16 protein-coding genes are annotated in these 15,074 nt (G+C 57.4%); 8 read left to right on the forward strand and 8 right to left on the reverse strand.

Annotation, left to right across the window (positions count from 1 at the left end):
- Position 1: 1 nt before the first annotated feature.
- Positions 2-451, forward strand: a complete 450-nt coding sequence (gene dut, locus PuT2_RS12140) for a dUTP diphosphatase (RefSeq protein WP_093971251.1) — start codon at positions 2-4, stop codon at positions 449-451.
- A gap of 7 nt (positions 452-458) precedes the next feature.
- On the opposite strand, the gene PuT2_RS12145 is transcribed toward dut, so the two are convergent.
- From PuT2_RS12145 to clpS, 5 genes are all read right to left on the reverse strand, one after another.
- The gene (locus PuT2_RS12145) at positions 459-1,142 is read right to left on the reverse strand and encodes a membrane integrity-associated transporter subunit PqiC (RefSeq protein ID WP_158214042.1); all 684 of its coding nucleotides are present in this window, start codon (positions 1,140-1,142) and stop codon (positions 459-461) included.
- 20 nt (positions 1,143-1,162) lie between these two features.
- Positions 1,163-2,815: an intermembrane transport protein PqiB gene (locus tag PuT2_RS12150; RefSeq protein WP_093971253.1), complete on the reverse strand. Its 1,653-nt coding sequence runs from the start codon at positions 2,813-2,815 to the stop codon at positions 1,163-1,165.
- A gap of 8 nt (positions 2,816-2,823) precedes the next feature.
- The gene (locus tag PuT2_RS12155) at positions 2,824-4,080 is read right to left on the reverse strand and encodes a paraquat-inducible protein A (RefSeq protein WP_093971254.1); all 1,257 of its coding nucleotides are present in this window, start codon (positions 4,078-4,080) and stop codon (positions 2,824-2,826) included.
- Positions 4,080-6,407, reverse strand: coding sequence for an ATP-dependent Clp protease ATP-binding subunit ClpA (gene clpA / locus PuT2_RS12160; protein WP_173862542.1), 2,328 nt, complete (start codon positions 6,405-6,407; stop codon positions 4,080-4,082). The genes PuT2_RS12155 and clpA overlap by 1 nt, the downstream gene beginning before the upstream one ends.
- 136 nt (positions 6,408-6,543) lie before the next feature.
- Positions 6,544-6,867 (reverse strand): ATP-dependent Clp protease adapter ClpS, encoded by a 324-nt coding sequence (gene clpS / locus PuT2_RS12165; RefSeq protein ID WP_093971256.1) that lies wholly within the window; start codon positions 6,865-6,867, stop codon positions 6,544-6,546.
- A gap of 175 nt (positions 6,868-7,042) precedes the next feature.
- On the opposite strand from clpS, the gene PuT2_RS12170 reads away from it, so the two are divergent.
- Entirely contained in the window at positions 7,043-7,288 is a 246-nt protein-coding gene (locus PuT2_RS12170) for a cold-shock protein (RefSeq protein WP_093971257.1), read from the forward strand.
- A gap of 98 nt (positions 7,289-7,386) precedes the next feature.
- A complete protein-coding gene (locus tag PuT2_RS12175; protein ID WP_093971258.1) occupies positions 7,387-7,818 on the forward strand; it encodes a DUF192 domain-containing protein in 432 nt (143 codons plus the stop codon).
- A 125-nt stretch (positions 7,819-7,943) separates the two neighbouring features.
- On the opposite strand, the gene pcaF is transcribed toward PuT2_RS12175, so the two are convergent.
- The 3 genes from pcaF to xseA all read right to left on the reverse strand — a co-directional run bounded on the left by pcaF (position 7,944) and on the right by xseA (position 11,281).
- Positions 7,944-9,149 carry a 3-oxoadipyl-CoA thiolase gene (pcaF, locus tag PuT2_RS12180; RefSeq protein ID WP_093971259.1) on the reverse strand — a complete coding sequence of 402 codons (1,206 nt, stop codon included), beginning with the start codon at positions 9,147-9,149 and terminating at the stop codon, positions 7,944-7,946.
- 89 nt (positions 9,150-9,238) lie between these two features.
- A complete protein-coding gene (sodB, locus tag PuT2_RS12185) occupies positions 9,239-9,817 on the reverse strand; it encodes a superoxide dismutase [Fe] (protein WP_093971260.1) in 579 nt (192 codons plus the stop codon).
- Between the two features lie 96 nt (positions 9,818-9,913).
- Positions 9,914-11,281, reverse strand: coding sequence for an exodeoxyribonuclease VII large subunit (gene xseA / locus PuT2_RS12190; protein WP_093971261.1), 1,368 nt, complete (start codon positions 11,279-11,281; stop codon positions 9,914-9,916).
- Positions 11,282-11,906: 625 nt separating this feature from the next.
- Here xseA and PuT2_RS12200 point away from each other — a divergent pair.
- The 5 genes from PuT2_RS12200 to kdsB are packed head-to-tail and all read left to right on the forward strand — an operon-like array spanning position 11,907 to position 15,012.
- On the forward strand, positions 11,907-12,527 hold the full coding sequence (locus tag PuT2_RS12200; RefSeq protein ID WP_093971263.1) for a MotA/TolQ/ExbB proton channel family protein: 621 nt from the start codon (positions 11,907-11,909) through the stop codon (positions 12,525-12,527).
- A complete protein-coding gene (locus PuT2_RS12205; RefSeq protein ID WP_093971264.1) occupies positions 12,524-12,931 on the forward strand; it encodes a biopolymer transporter ExbD in 408 nt (135 codons plus the stop codon). Before PuT2_RS12200 ends, PuT2_RS12205 begins: the two co-directional genes overlap by 4 nt.
- A 27-nt stretch (positions 12,932-12,958) precedes the next feature.
- On the forward strand, positions 12,959-14,041 hold the full coding sequence (gene lpxK / locus PuT2_RS12210) for a tetraacyldisaccharide 4'-kinase (RefSeq protein ID WP_254047001.1): 1,083 nt from the start codon (positions 12,959-12,961) through the stop codon (positions 14,039-14,041).
- A 12-nt stretch (positions 14,042-14,053) separates the two neighbouring features.
- Positions 14,054-14,251 carry a Trm112 family protein gene (locus tag PuT2_RS12215; protein WP_093971265.1) on the forward strand — a complete coding sequence of 66 codons (198 nt, stop codon included), beginning with the start codon at positions 14,054-14,056 and terminating at the stop codon, positions 14,249-14,251.
- Complete coding sequence (gene kdsB, locus PuT2_RS12220) at positions 14,248-15,012, forward strand: 3-deoxy-manno-octulosonate cytidylyltransferase (protein WP_093971266.1); 765 nt, start codon at positions 14,248-14,250, stop codon at positions 15,010-15,012. Before PuT2_RS12215 ends, kdsB begins: the two co-directional genes overlap by 4 nt.
- The last annotated feature ends 62 nt before the right edge of the window (positions 15,013-15,074 follow it).

A 15,074-nucleotide genomic window follows, 5' to 3' on the forward strand; every position in this document is an offset into this window, starting at 1 on the left:
AATGAAAAAAATTGCCCTGAAAATTCTCGACCCTCGTATGAGAGACTGCCTGCCGGCATACGCGACCGCTGGCTCGGCCGGGCTCGACCTTCGCGCCTGCATTGATCAGACCATGGTGCTTGAACCTGGTCAGACACAACTCATTCCGACCGGGTTATCCATTCATATTGCCGACCCGGCATACGCTGCCGTCATTCTGCCCCGATCTGGCCTGGGCCATAAACACGGCATTGTGCTGGGTAATCTGGTGGGGCTGATCGACTCTGACTACCAGGGGCCCTTAATGGTGTCAGCCTGGAATCGCGGCCAGACGGCGTTTACGCTTGAACCCATGGAACGCCTGGCCCAGCTGGTTTTTGTGCCCATACAGCAGGTTGCGTTCGATATTGTTGACAGCTTCGAAGACAGCGAGCGCGGCGCCGGTGGCTTTGGCAGTACCGGGCGCGCCTGATCTGCGCTCAAGCCGCGGTGCAGCCTTGCAGCGTCAGCGTAGATGACGCCCAGTCGGGCGCCTTGGCCTGTTGCGCGGGTTTACCTTCGCGCAACTGTTGCACCTGTGCGGCTATCAGCCCCGAGACTGCCGCCAACGCCTGCTGATGCGCCTGAACGAGGGCATCGACACTGTTCCCGGCCGGCGCAATAGCAATGGCGCGGCACACCAACGGTAGGCCCTTGGCTTTACTGCCGGCATTAACCGCAGCCAAGCGCCAGCTGATGTCCAGCCTGGCTTGCGCGTCGTACACTGAATCGAACTGATGCACTGTCAGTCGAATTGTCCAGACAGGCAGATCGCCTGGCGCACTGAGACGATCGAGGTCGGGGACACCCAGTTGCCGGCTTAGATGAGCAGCGACGGCCTGCCGGATTTCATCGCCCAAAGGCGCGGCCCATAGCGAATCGTTTAACAAGTTGACCTGTGCCCCGCCCGCGCGACTGACAACGAGTTGCGGGCGATCGACCTGAACCGGCACGCTGACCGACTGAACGCTGATGGCGTCGACAATCTGCGTAATGGCTGCGGGCGGTACGCTTGCAGGGCTTTGAAGGCTGTAATACTGGCTATTGGGCGCGGCGCACCCGACCAGAACGGCGGCCGACAGGTACAGCGCCCCGCGCAAACTTTGTTTTCTTGAATTGCACATAAAACTCACCACAGCTCCTGTCATTCGGGCAAACGATCGGACGCACGCCCGGTAATAAGGGCATTAGGGTGCGCCTGCAGATAATCACCCAGGTTTCGCAATGAACGTGCCGCGCCACTGAGTTCGCGCAACGTACGATCAAGGTTGTTACCCGTGGGCGAATCGGCTGAAAGCAGCGAGTCGACACTCTCGAGCGATTTTTGTGCCGCCTTGAGGGCCGCCGCAGCCTGCGGCGCAACTTTGGTATTGATTTCTTTGAGCATGGCGTTCATGGACTTCAGGCCGTCGCGCAAGTCGTTGCCAATACCCTCGAAAGGCACGGCATTCAGCTTGGTCACGATGGCACTGATTTGCTCTTGAAGGCGATCGAAGTTACCCGCGATTGTTGGCAAGACCAACGGCTCGCGCTTGGGGTCAAATTCTACCGGGTCGGCATCGGGGAAAAACTCGAGCGCCACAAACTGTTGCCCGGTCAGCAAGCTGGCTGCCTGCAACTGCGCGCGCAACCCATGCTTGACCATTGGCCCCAACAGCAGACTACCGGGGTGCTGGGAAGCAGACTCAAGCTTCATCAGGCCGTCGTAGGCGTTACCAAACCGTCGCGGGTACAAATTGGTTTTTACCAACACATGGAAACGCTTGGTCTCGTCATCGAATTCGAGATCAATGTCGTACACCTTGCCCAGTTCCATCCCCCTGAACTCGACAGGCGCGCCCACTTTCAGACCCCGGACCGACTGATTGAACACAAGATCGACCCTGAACGGCGGCCCATCGGGCTCGGCCATGGCTTCGACTTCAGTGCGGAACAGGTCATACACTGCGTCGGCCTGCGCAGGTATTTCGTTGGCCGGGTTGGCCGATGCAAACGAAATACCCCCGGAAATGACCGAAGCCAGCGACCCGGTTTGCACATTCACCCCTGCGGTCGACAACGACACATTAATTCCGCTGATGTTCCAGAAACGCGCGTCTGAGGTCACGAATCGGTCGTTAGGCGCGTCGATAAACACCTGAATATCGACAGAAGTCCCTTCATCTGCCAGGGCGTAATCTATCACTCGCCCAACGGCGATTTGGCGATAATAAACAGGCGAACCAATTTCGAGTGAGCCCAGTTCGGTGGCACGTAAAGTAAAGCGCGTTCCCGACCGATCGTTGGTGACCGCCGGCGGTTTTTCGAGCCCTGTAAATTTGTATGCCGTAGACGGGTTCTCGGCGATGTCGGGGCTGACATCAGCGCTGATATATGCCCCCGAAAGCAACGTACCCAACCCAGAGACACTGCCTAGCGACAACCGGGGTTTGACCACCCAATATCGCGCACCCTCGCGGGCCAGATAGTGCGAAGCATCACGATCGAGCTGGGCCATCACCAATACATTAGAGCGATCGTTGGACACTTTGATATCGGTGACCAGACCAACGACGACATCTTTGTAGCGTACCTTCGTCTGCCCTATTTCGAGGCCTTCGGCCGATTCGAAGGCAATCGTAATTGTGGGTCCGGTATTGATCCAGGTACGCACAATAAACGACAACCCGACAATAGCAGCCACCAGAGGGACCAGCCAGATCCAGGAAAAACGCGCGCCTCGGCGCTCGGTGATAAACGGATCGGCCACGGCATCGGCACCGGAAGGCTTCGAACGGGAAGACTCGACTTCTGACATGACACTCCTTAATACACCACAGGCCGTTTAACAGCGGGTTGCGGGTCGGCGGCATCCCACCCTTTGCGCGGATCGTAACTCATTGCGGCAAACATCGTCAGAACCACCACCATCCCGAAAAAGGCTGCGCCGGGTTCAGCGCGCACCTGAGACATGCCAGGGAAGTCGACCATTGCGGACAGCAGCAACACTACAAAGACGTCAAGCATAGACCATTGCCCGACAAACTCGACAAGTTCATACATACGCGTTCGCTGACGTTGCACGCGGTCGCCGCGCCAATGGCGACTCAACATCAGTATGCTCAAGGCTAACAACTTGCTCAGCGGAACAACCACACTGGCAATGAATACAATGAGGGCGAGATCCCACGACCCGTATCCCCAAAGCTCAATCACGCCGCCCAGAATGGTATGCGATGACGAGCCGGTCGGTAGACGCAAGGTCATGACCGGCCATACGTTGGCCGGTATGTAAAGGATGGCGGCGGTAAGGAGCAACGCCCAGACGCGGTGCTCAACCCGGGGCTTTCGAAAATGGAACGTGGCCTTGCAGCGGGCGCAACGACAAACACCCGAATCGGGCATGTTCTGCACAAACCCGCAAGCGGTGCACCCAGCCAACGGCTTGTCGAAGTCAACGGCTTGACCCGACCGAGGCACCAACCCGGCATCTTCAGTCATACGCCACAAGCGCGAGGCCGACAGCCGACTCAGCATCGTCAGCAATACACTGAGCACCCCGAACGCCCACAGCCCTTCTCCCAGACGCAGCACAGCCATGTCGGCCAGCTTCACCATAGCCACCACAATACCTAGCAGCAGCACCGGCACCATGCTCCAGTGAGATAACCCCTGCAGCACGCGAAGGCCATAACGAAAGTCGTGCGGCAAGCGACGACGCCGTATACATTGCAACGCCCACATGGCAAAGAGAATTTGGCCCAACGGAAACGCAAAGGTAAAGAGCGCCGCGGTGACCGCAACAAACCACGCGCCCTGCTGCCAGGTAATGTAAAGCGCAGCCGGCAAAGAGGCGCTAAGCGACAACCCCTGCATGGACAAATACGCAACCGGGAAATAATTGGCCAGGCAAAAAACGGCCAGCGCTCCCCAAGTCAGGGCGAGCCAGGATGATAAAGAAAGCCTTGAGTGTCGGTAAAGCTCGTGGCCGCAACGTACGCAAGACGCCACTGCGCCCGGCTTCAGCAAGACGCGCTGATGAAGCCGGGCGCAGTGGGGACAAACAATCAGGGACGGACCCATTAGTCGATAAGTTCAGCTTCCGACACCTTCGGTGGCGGTTTGGCCGCCGCGGCGTTCTCGTCGAAGGACAGGACCACTTTGCCTTCGTCGGAGAGATCAACCGTGACATTACCGCCGTCAGTCAGACGACCGAACAAGAGTTCGTCGGCCAGCGCACGCCGGATGGTGTCTTGGATGAGCCGCTGCATGGGCCGTGCACCCATAAGCGGGTCGAAACCTTCTTTGGCCAGGTAGTCGCGCAAGGCCTGGGTAAACACGACTTCGACGCGTTTTTCGTGAAGCTGGTCTTCGAGCTGCATGAGGAACTTGTCGACCACCCGCAAAATGATGTCGCGCGTGAGTGGCGTAAACCCAATGATGGCGTCGAGACGGTTGCGGAACTCGGGCGTGAACATACGCTTGATGTCGGCCATTTCGTCGCCGGTTTTGGGCGCTGCGGCAAAACCAATGGTATTGCGGTTGAGCATTTCGGCGCCCGCGTTGGTCGTCATGATAATGATGACGTTACGGAAATCGGCCTTGCGCCCGTTATTATCGGTAAGCGTGCCGTGATCCATCACCTGCAACAAAATGTTATAGACATCGGGGTGAGCTTTTTCGATTTCGTCGAGCAGCAGCACGCAATGCGGCTGCTTGCTGACGGCCTCGGTGAGCAGGCCACCCTGATCAAACCCCACATAACCGGGAGGCGCGCCAATCAGGCGCGACACAGCGTGCCGCTCCATGTACTCGGACATATCGAAACGCAAGAGCTCGACACCCAGAGTAAAGGCAAGCTGGCGAGCGACTTCGGTTTTACCGACCCCCGTAGGACCGGAAAACAGGAACGAACCAATAGGTTTGTCGGGTCGGCCCAGGCCAGAGCGCGCCATTTTGATGGAAGCAGCCAAGGCTTCGATGGCAGCGTCTTGCCCAAACACCACCGTTTTGAGGTCGCGCTCAAGGGTGGCCAGCTTATTGCGGTCGTCGGACGACACATTTTGCGGCGGAATACGGGCGATTTTGGCCACCGTCGCTTCGATTTCGGCCTTGCCAATGGTTTTCTTTTGACGCGACTTGGGCAGCAAACGCTGGGCGGCCCCCGCTTCGTCGATAACGTCGATGGCTTTATCGGGCAGGAAACGATCGTTGATATGGCGCGATGACAATTCGGCTGCGGCGGTTAACGCGGCGGAAGAATAACGCACCCCATGGTGAGCCTCGAAGTGCGACTTGAGACCACGCAAGATCTGGATAGTTTGCGCTACTGTGGGTTCGGCCACGTCGATTTTCTGGAAGCGGCGCGACAGAGCGTGGTCTTTTTCGAAAATACCGCGGTACTCGTTGTAGGTGGTGGCCCCCATGCACTTGAGCTTGCCGGACGACAACGCCGGCTTGAGCAAATTGGAGGCATCGAGCGTACCGCCCGACGCAGAGCCCGCGCCAATCAACGTATGAATTTCGTCGATGAACAATACCGCGTTGGTATTGTCTTGGAGGGACTTGAGGACGGCCTTGAGGCGTTGCTCGAAGTCGCCGCGGTACTTTGTGCCGGCCAGCAATGCACCCATATCGAGCGCATACACCTGGGCATCAGCCAAGATCTCCGGGACATCGTTTTGCGTGATGCGCCAGGCCAAGCCTTCGGCGATAGCCGTTTTACCTACGCCGGCTTCGCCCACCAGCAGTGGGTTGTTTTTACGACGGCGGCACAGCACCTGGATAACCCGTTCGACCTCGGATTCGCGGCCGATGAGCGGATCGATACGCCCCTGACGAGCTTCGGCATTGAGGTCGAGCGCGTAGAGTTCGAGCGGCGATTTTTGCTGATCGGACTTGTTGTCATCGGAAGCGCCGCCGGACGACGGCGAAGCAGCCGCTTTGGGCGGCTCTGTGCGCGGCGGTTCGGGCGTTTTGGTAATGCCGTGCGACAGAAAATTGACGACATCCAGACGCGTTACCCCCTGCTGAAGCAGGAAGTGCACCGCGTGCGAGTCTTTTTCGCCGTACATGGCCACCAGCACGTTGGCGCCGGTAACCGTATTTTTACCCGAGTTAGCCGACGACACATGCATGATGGCACGCTGAATTACGCGCTGGAACCCCAGCGTGGGCTGAGTATCGACCTCGCCCTCACCAGGGAACACTGGCGTGTTGTCGGCAATGAATTTACGCAGCTCGGTGCGCAGTATGTCGATGTCGGCCGAGCAGGCGCGCAAAACTTCGAGCGCAGCGGCATTGTCGAGCAACGACAACAGCAGATGCTCGACGGTTATAAATTCGTGCCGGGCTGTACGAGCCTCGACAAAGGCCAAGTGCAGGCTGACTTCAAGTTCTTCAGAGATCACGCTTCCTCCCGTTACCGAAGCGGACAAACATCATTCAAGGACGTTTAAAAATCCATTTGTCCTAAGGTATCACCCATTATGCTGCGAGTACATTGGGTGTGACCCGATTACATCAAAAAAGTTTAGTTGCCGCGCCTCAGGCCTCGGGCGCGGGTTCCATAATGCACTGCAACGGATGCTGCCGTGCGCGGGCCAACTGCTTGACCATTTCGACCCGTGTTGCAGCAATATCGCGTGTATACACGCCACACACCCCCCTGCCTTCGTGGTGCACTTTCAACATGATACGCGACGCTTCGTCTTCGTTTTTGCCAAACACCCGCTGCAAGACCGCAACGACGAACTCCATGGGGGTGTAATCGTCATTGAGCAACACCACCTGGTACATGGGCGGCGGTTTGAGCTGTTCTTTTTGGCGATCCAGCGCGGTGTCGCGCTGAATATCGGTATTAATTGCCATGATTCATTTCAAATCTAAGTAATTTCCATAGTTGACTATGGCAAGCAACATTAAGCATTATCGACGTGTTCCGGAAAAGGTCGGGGGGACCGGGCTTCTGCCGGAACTAACAGGCTACCGCAAAAATGGTACGCCTGGTTTCAACCCAACACTATAGTCGAGAGAGGCAGTACGTATGTCCGAATCTAGCACCACCGCAACAGGGGACACCCAAAAGCTCACCGGAACCGTAAAATGGTTCAACGATGCCAAAGGGTTTGGTTTTATTACCCCCGACAATGGGGGCGAAGACCTTTTCGCACATTTTTCGTCCATCCAGATGAACGGTTTCAAGACCCTCAAAGAAGGTCAGAAAGTCGCATTTGAAATTGCGCAGGGCCCCAAGGGAAAACAGGCGCTTAACATTACGGCCGCCTCCTGACACCTTAACAAGAAGTCAAAATACAAGAATAATAATACTCAAGAACACCACTTCATTCGGGGCCGCGTGCCCCGTTTTTATTTGCCGGACCACACATCATGTTGTTACGTAACACCACATTGGGCCTGATACTGGCGTTGTGCACCCTCAGCGCACACGCTCAAACCTTATTACCGGTCCGCGAGTTAACCATCAAAAGCGCGACCATTACAGCCGAGGTCGCCGCCACCCCCGAAGCGCTTAGCAAAGGGCTGATGCACCGACCCACCCTGCCGCCAAACCATGGCATGCTGTTTGTCTTCAACCCACCCACCTTTCAGTGTTTCTGGATGAAGAACACGTTCTTGCCGCTGTCTATTGCCTTTATCGACAGCAAGGGCGTCATTACACGAATTACCGACATGCGGCCGCTTGACGAAACAGCGCATTGCCCGCCCGGCGACATCGCCTACGCGCTAGAAATGGCACAAGGCTGGTTCCGTCAGAATCACATCGGCACAGGTGATCAGCTGTCGGGCTTACCCGACTGAAGTGCAGCCTTCAGCACCCAAAAAATCGAAAGGGGCGAGCTCTGTTGAGCCCACCCCTTCGGTTTGAACGACACTACAAGCTAACGATAAGCCGGCAACACGCGATGGCCGGCCCGCCGCCCGCCTTATACGCGCTCGAGAATGACGGCAATACCCTGACCCACGCCAATGCACATGGTGCACAGCGCGTAGCGGCCGCCGGTGCGATGCAGATGGTAGGTTGCCGTAGTTGCCATACGAGCACCGCTGGCGCCCAAGGGGTGCCCCAAGGCAATCGCACCACCGTAGGGGTTGACGCGCGGGTCATTGTCGGCAACACCCAACAGGCGCAGCGTCGCCAGACCTTGTGAGGCAAAAGCTTCGTTCAGCTCGATCACATCGATCTGGTCGATTGTCAGGCCAGCTAGTTTCAGTACTTTTTCGGAAGCAGGCGCAGGACCAATACCCATAATGCGGGGTTCGACACCCGCTGCGGCCATGGCAACGATACGGGCACGCGGAGTCAGACCATTAGCGCGCGCGGCTTCTTCGGAGGCCACGATAAGCGCACATGCGCCGTCGTTGACGCCAGAGGCGTTGCCGGCGGTTACTGTGCCGTCGGGGCGCACAACAGGCTTCAGACGCGCCAGGGCTTCGAGTGTGGTTGCGCGTGGGTGCTCGTCGGTATCGACTACTACCGGGTCGCCCTTACGCTGAGGAATAGTGACAGCAGTAATTTCGTCTTTGAAAATACCGTTCTTTTGCGCTTCGGCACACTTGGTTTGGCTGGCCAGTGCGAACAAGTCTTGATCTTCGCGCGACACTTTGAACTGATCGGCCACGTTTTCAGCCGTTTCGGGCATGGAGTCAACACCATACTGTGCTTTCATCAATTTATTGACGAAGCGCCAGCCAATGGTGGTGTCGTAAATGGACGCACTGCGCGAAAAGGCGGTTTCGGCCTTGCCCATAACGAAGGGTGCGCGGCTCATGCTTTCGACGCCGCCAGCGATCATCAGGCTGACATCACCCGAACGAATGCCACGGGCCACCGTACCTAAGGAATCGAGGCTCGAACCACACAGTCGATTAATCGTGGAGCCTGGTACGGTGTGGGGCAAACCAGCCAGCAACGAAGCCATACGGGCCACGTTGCGATTGTCTTCACCCGCCTGGTTGGCGCACCCGAACACTACGTCATCTACGCGCGACCAATCTACATTGGGGTTGCGCTCCATGAGCGCCTTGATGGGGATGGCAGCCAGGTCGTCGGTACGAACCGAGGACAGCGCGCCGCCATAACGGCCAAACGGAGTGCGAATTGCATCGCAAATGAAAGCGTGTGTTGTCATGATGGAAACCTAAAGGCTTTTAAAGACAAACCCCCGCAGCGCACCGCGCCGCAGGGATCTGGTTGAAAAACAAAATAATGCGCGGGATATTAACCCAGATTTTTTGCTGCAAAATCCCAGTTGACCAGGCTCCAGAAGCTTTCGAGGTACTTAGGACGAGCGTTGCGGTAATCGATGTAGTAAGCATGCTCCCAGACGTCACAGGTCAGCAAAGCGACGTCAGACGTTGTGAGCGGTGTGGCGGCGTTGCTGGTGTTGACGATATCGAGCGAACCGTCGGCCTTTTTAACCAGCCAAGTCCAGCCCGAGCCAAAGTTACCTGCGGCCGATTTATTGAAGGCTTCTTTGAATGCAGCCACGCTACCCCATTTGGCATTGATGGCGTCAGCCAGTTTGCCGGTGGGCTCGCCGCCGCCGTTGGGCGACATGCTGTTCCAGTAGAAAGTGTGGTTCCAGACTTGGGCTGCGTTGTTGAATACACCACCCGACGATTTCTTGACGATTTCTTCGAGCGAAGCGGATTCGAATTCGGTACCGGCAACCAGATTGTTCAGGTTGGTGACGTAAGCCTGATGATGCTTGCCGTAGTGGAATTCGAGAGTTTCTTTGGAAATGGTAGGTGCCAGGGCATCCATTGCGTAGGGCAGTTCAGGAAGCGTAAAAGCCATTTTCGATATCCTTATAAAAAGAACCCTTGGCCAAAAAGCCGTTGGGCAACAATGAGAAATGCAAAATCGATCGACAGGCCACCGGAACCTGCGGGGCTACAACAAACCTGTCGTTTTCAAAACTTCGACATCGGCGCTACCCTGGCTCAGCTCTAGGGTAAGTCGGTCTCCTGCCGACAAGTCTAACGCATTTTTAACCAGCTCCCCGCGCGGGTCACGCACCAGCGCGTAGCCACGAGCAAGAATTTTTCGGGGGCTGAGCGCCTGCAAAGTCAGGGCTGCCGCATCGAGCCTCGCCTGCGGAGCACGTAACTGACGAGCCCCTGCGGCAAGCAGACGCCGCTGAAGTGCGTCGAGCTCGCGGCGGCGTCGGGCAACTGGCGGCAGTGCCGCGCCCAACCTTGTTTTTAACAAATTCAGCCGGGCGCCTTCAAGCTCGCTATGCCGGCAGACGGCCCGCCAGAGTTGCTGCTGCAACGTACTGATCTGCCGACGCTGTTGGGCCAGCCTTTGCTGAGGCGAAACCAGTTGTGCCATCGCCCTGTCGAGGCGAAGCGCCGCCCGCTCGAGGATACGTCGTTGCTGGCGCGCTAGCGCGACGACCAGATCTTCGACCTGATCCAGGCATTCCTGACGGGCAACACAAGACAACTCGGCGGCCGCAGTAGGTGTCGGCGCTCTTAAATCGGCCACAAAATCGCAAATGGTGAAATCGGTTTCGTGCCCCACGCCACAAATGACAGGTATCGGACTGGCTGCAACCGCCCTGGCAAGCGCTTCATCATTGAAGCTCCATAGATCTTCGAGGCTGCCACCGCCCCGCACCAGCAACAAGGTGTCGACCTCATTGCGATCGATAGCTGCATGCAAGGCTTGCCGCAATTGGGCTGCCGCGCCTTCACCCTGAACGGGTGCTGGGTAGACGATCACCGGCACATGAGGTGCGCGACGAGCCATTGCCGTCAGCACATCATGTAGCGCCGCCGCCGCCAGTGACGTAATGACACCCACAGCGCGCGGCATGGTTGCCAGAGCACGCTTGCGCGAGGGATCAAAGAGCCCTTCAGCCGTCAGCTTTTCTTTCAGACGTATAAAGGCTTCATGCAGGTCGCCCTGGCCGGCACGACGCAGGGTTTCAACTTGCAGTTGATAATCACCCCGAGGTTCATACAACGTGACCGTGGCCCGAAACTCGAATCGCTCTCCGGCCTTCGGCACGAATGAAACAGCCTGAGCCCGCCCGCGAAACATGACAGCACGCACTGAAGCGCGTTCATCTTTGATCGTGAAATACCAGTGCCCGGAAGCCGCCTGGGTGAAGTTTGACACTTCGCCCCGCACCCAGATACGCGAAAAACTGCCCTCGAGCAGATTACCCACCTGCCGATTCAGCTGCGCCACGGTCAGCACTGTGTCGGCGCCAGCGGCGGGCAAATCGGTCGAAAAGGAAGGGTTTGTCGTCATGGGACGTCGGTAAGGGGGCTGCCTTGACATGGGCCGCCAGTATACCCAACCGGACAAAATTTTTGGCGCTATAGGCTGTTCGGCCAAACCATGTACCGATAAGCTCCCGCCGCGACAGGGAAAACCCTGCTTTACGCCTATTTTCGGGCGCTTTCGAAGCCAACCTGTCCACAGCTTTTTTTACTTTGTCAAATTGACTACAGATCAAGCCAATCAGGGCACCTGTTATTCCAAAACATTAAGAAAAAAACACAACCAATTGTTTTTAAACAACTATTTAAAGTTGTAAAAAATGGGCTCAAATTGATCAACGAACCTTGAGCGCCCGTAAAACAATGGCTTCACGACAGTTTTGCACATAATTATCCACAGATTCTGTGGATACCTTTCGGTAAGCCTTTATTTACGCCATTTGGCGCATAAAAACACCGTAATTCGGCCTTTTGAAAGCCGCCAACCGTTCCAATCCCCCAGCGCTGGCGATGTTCAGACAACGCGGGTTTGCGGGTGACGTAATCAATCGTAAAATGGCCCGCAACGTCAAAGCCACGACACGAGCTCAACGCTTGGCGTCGGCAGACCCTGGTGGCGCTCATCGCCTCCAACACCTACCCGGAGACCTGTTTTGCTGCAAATCATTCATGACGCCGGCTGGCCTATCTGGTTGCTCATTGCAACGTCAGTTATCGGGCTGGCACTGGTCATCGAACGTTTCCTGGCACTGCGTTCAAAAAACATTACCCCACCTCGCCTGCTCGATCGCGTCACCGAACTCATGCGGCAAACAGCGCCTTCGGGTGCCGCTCTAGAGAAACTCGCCAGCAGCTCGCCCCTGGGCCGCGTGTTTGCCGAAGTGATCGCCGTACGCCAACACGATACCGCCTATCGCATAGCGGCCATCGAAGACGTAGGTAAAGATGTCGCTTATCGGCTTAACCGGTATGTCCCCAGTTTGGCCACGGTATCGGTAGTTTCCCCCTTGTTGGGACTATTTGGCACGGTCGTCGGGATGATCGAGATTTTTGCATCGTACACCCCCGCCGGCGGCGACCCGGCGCAACTGGCGCGCGGCATTTCGGTCGCGCTGTACAACACCGGCTTCGGCATTATCATCGCTGTTCCGGCACTGATCTTCCACCGCTACTTCAAAAGCCGGGTCGAACACTTCCTGCACATCATCGAACATCAGGCCGCTACGCTGGACCGCATTTTGCAGCAAGAGCGCAAAAAAGGTGACGGCGAATGAACTTCCGCCAACGTCTGGCCCATGATGAGCCTGAAATCAATCTGATTCCACTCATCGACATCCTGCTGGTGATCCTTATTTTTCTGGCAGCCACCACGTCGTTTCAGCGCTTCCAGCAATTGAACATCAACTTGCCTCAAGCCTCGGCCCAAGCCATTACTGCCGAGCCGCTTGTCATTGCCATCAGTCAGGACGGCATGGTTGCGCTGGGCAAAGATCTTCTCGACGGTACCAATCTTCAGAATCTGGTCGCAAACCTGCAAAATGCCACCACAGAGCAAGCCGAGCCACTGCTGCTTATTAATGCCGATGCCCAGGCACCCCACCAGGCCGTGATCCGTGTCATGGAAGCGGCTCGTCTGGCCGGCATACGCCAGGTCAGTTTCGCTACGCAAGGCCCCTGACATGCACGACAACCAACAAGGCACGCCGTGAGCTTTCGCCAACGCCTGGTCGAGCGCGTCCATGACATCTGGCAAACACCCGGCCTGATCAGTACCCTGCTGTTGCCGCTGTCTTGGCTGGTGTGGCTGTTTGTCACGCTTAAGCGTCGGCGCTGGCAAAAACAGCCCCCTGCCCGCCCGACGCACTTACCCGTCATTGTGGTGGGCAACCTGGTCGTGGGCGGCACGGGCAAAACGCCGGTAGTCATCGCCCTGGTTAAAGGCCTGCAGGCCCTGGGTCTACGCCCCGGGGTCATCAGTCGGGGCTATGGCGCCCAGTCGGCCGGCGCCGAGGCGCGCACCGGAGTCGCCCCGCTCGACCCCGCCCAGTTCGGCGATGAGCCCAGCCTGATTGCGTCGGCCACAGGCGCGCCCGTCGCCGTGCACCCAAAGCGGGCGCTCGCCCTGCATGCGCTGCATAGCCAGTGGCCTGAAGTAAACATCGTGATTTCCGACGATGGTCTTCAGCACCTTGCCCTTGCGCGCGACATAGAAGTGGTCGTGCAAGACGCGAGGGGTCTGGGCAATGGCCGTCTGCTGCCCGCCGGCCCTCTGCGTGAGCCCCGCAGTCGGCTCAACACGGTCGACCTGATCATCACCAATGCCACCGCCGCCGATACTCGCGAAGCTGTGACCAACCCCCATCGCCACAAGCCTTTGCCCGGCATGCCTTCGCATGTGCCGCAATTACGCATGCAGCTGCAGCCGGTGTCATGTACCCATCTGCAAACCGGCGAAGTGATCGCATGGGCACGCTGGCGCCAACAATTTGCCAGCGCGCGCATCGGTGCCGTCGCGGCCATCGGCCAGCCCGAGCGTTTTTTTGGCATGCTGCGCCGTCTGGGCGTCACGCTGGATGCCACCCTTGCCCTGCCGGACCACGATACCTACAAAAACCCGCCTTTTGACAAGCTCGACACTACGCTTATACTGGTGACCGACAAGGACGCCGTCAAATGTCTACCCACCACCGACGCCCGTTTGTGGTCTGTACAGGTCAGCCCCAGGTTTTCTGATGACCAATGGGTCGAACACCTGTACCGGCAATTACAATCACGCTCCCCAACCTAACGACACTGCCCCATGGACTCGCATCTGCTTGAAATTCTGGTGTGCCCTGTTTGCAAAGGCCCTTTGCAGCACGACGCTCAAAATCACGAACTCATCTGCAAGGCCGACAAGCTAGCCTTCCCGGTTCGCGATGGGATACCGGTCATGCTCGAAAACGAAGCCCGGCCGCTGACGACCACCGAAACACCGCCTCCGGACGCCGCCGCGTGAGCTTCATTGCCGTCATTCCTGCCCGAGCCGCGTCAACACGTCTGCCGGGCAAACCATTGCTCGACCTGTGCGGCAAACCTATGGTGGTGCGCACGGCCGAGCAAGCGGCACAGTCTGACGCTGTTCAGGTGGTTGTCGCCACCGACGCACCAGCCATTTCAGATGCTGTCCAGGCGCACGGGTTTACCGCCCTGCTCACCCGGGCCGATCACGCAACCGGTACCGACAGGTTGGCCGAAGTCGTCACGCAACTCGGGCTCGATGACGAGGCCATCGTTGTCAATGTCCAAGGCGATGAACCTCTTATCGACCCGGCGCTGATAAACGCCGTCGCGGCATGTCTGAAGGCCAGTCCGGAAGCCGCCATCGCCACCTGCGCCACGCCCATCAATGACAGCGAAACGCTATTCAACCCGAATGCAGTCAAAGTGGTCTGCACCCACGACGGCAAGGCGCTGTATTTCTCGCGAGCGCCCATTCCATGGGCTCGCGACGCGCTGGCCGACGGTCAACGTCGCCTGGCCCCCGGAATTCCCGCATTGCACCATATCGGACTTTACGCGTATAAAGTCAGTTTTTTAAAGCAGTTTCCCGGTTTACCCGTTGGTCCCCTCGAAACGTTCGAGTCTCTTGAGCAGCTTCGGGCCCTTGAAAACGGCTATGCCATTACGGTTTTGGTCACCGACGGCTACCCTGCCGCTGGTGTTGATACCCAGGCCGATTTAGATCGTGTGCGCGGCATTTTTGCAAATCGGTTATAAATCGTCTGCAAAATGATCCACTCGACGCAATAATTGCTGCGTCGCCGCAATACAAAAATTAA

The sequence above is a fragment of the Pusillimonas sp. T2 genome (assembly GCF_002236805.1).
Classification (GTDB): domain Bacteria; phylum Pseudomonadota; class Gammaproteobacteria; order Burkholderiales; family Burkholderiaceae_B; genus Neopusillimonas.

Coding starts and splice junctions, on each gene's coding strand:
- dut (WP_093971251.1), top strand. CDS start 2: ATGAAAAAAATTGCCCTGAAAATTCTCGACCCTCGTATGAGAGACTGC.
- PuT2_RS12145 (WP_158214042.1), bottom strand. CDS start 1,142: ATGTGCAATTCAAGAAAACAAAGTTTGCGCGGGGCGCTGTACCTGTCG.
- PuT2_RS12150 (WP_093971253.1), bottom strand. CDS start 2,815: ATGTCAGAAGTCGAGTCTTCCCGTTCGAAGCCTTCCGGTGCCGATGCC.
- PuT2_RS12155 (WP_093971254.1), bottom strand. CDS start 4,080: ATGGGTCCGTCCCTGATTGTTTGTCCCCACTGCGCCCGGCTTCATCAG.
- clpS (WP_093971256.1), bottom strand. CDS start 6,867: ATGGCAATTAATACCGATATTCAGCGCGACACCGCGCTGGATCGCCAA.
- PuT2_RS12170 (WP_093971257.1), top strand. CDS start 7,043: ATGTCCGAATCTAGCACCACCGCAACAGGGGACACCCAAAAGCTCACC.
- PuT2_RS12175 (WP_093971258.1), top strand. CDS start 7,387: ATGTTGTTACGTAACACCACATTGGGCCTGATACTGGCGTTGTGCACC.
- pcaF (WP_093971259.1), bottom strand. CDS start 9,149: ATGACAACACACGCTTTCATTTGCGATGCAATTCGCACTCCGTTTGGC.
- sodB (WP_093971260.1), bottom strand. CDS start 9,817: ATGGCTTTTACGCTTCCTGAACTGCCCTACGCAATGGATGCCCTGGCA.
- xseA (WP_093971261.1), bottom strand. CDS start 11,281: ATGACGACAAACCCTTCCTTTTCGACCGATTTGCCCGCCGCTGGCGCC.
- PuT2_RS12205 (WP_093971264.1), top strand. CDS start 12,524: ATGAACTTCCGCCAACGTCTGGCCCATGATGAGCCTGAAATCAATCTG.
- PuT2_RS12215 (WP_093971265.1), top strand. CDS start 14,054: ATGGACTCGCATCTGCTTGAAATTCTGGTGTGCCCTGTTTGCAAAGGC.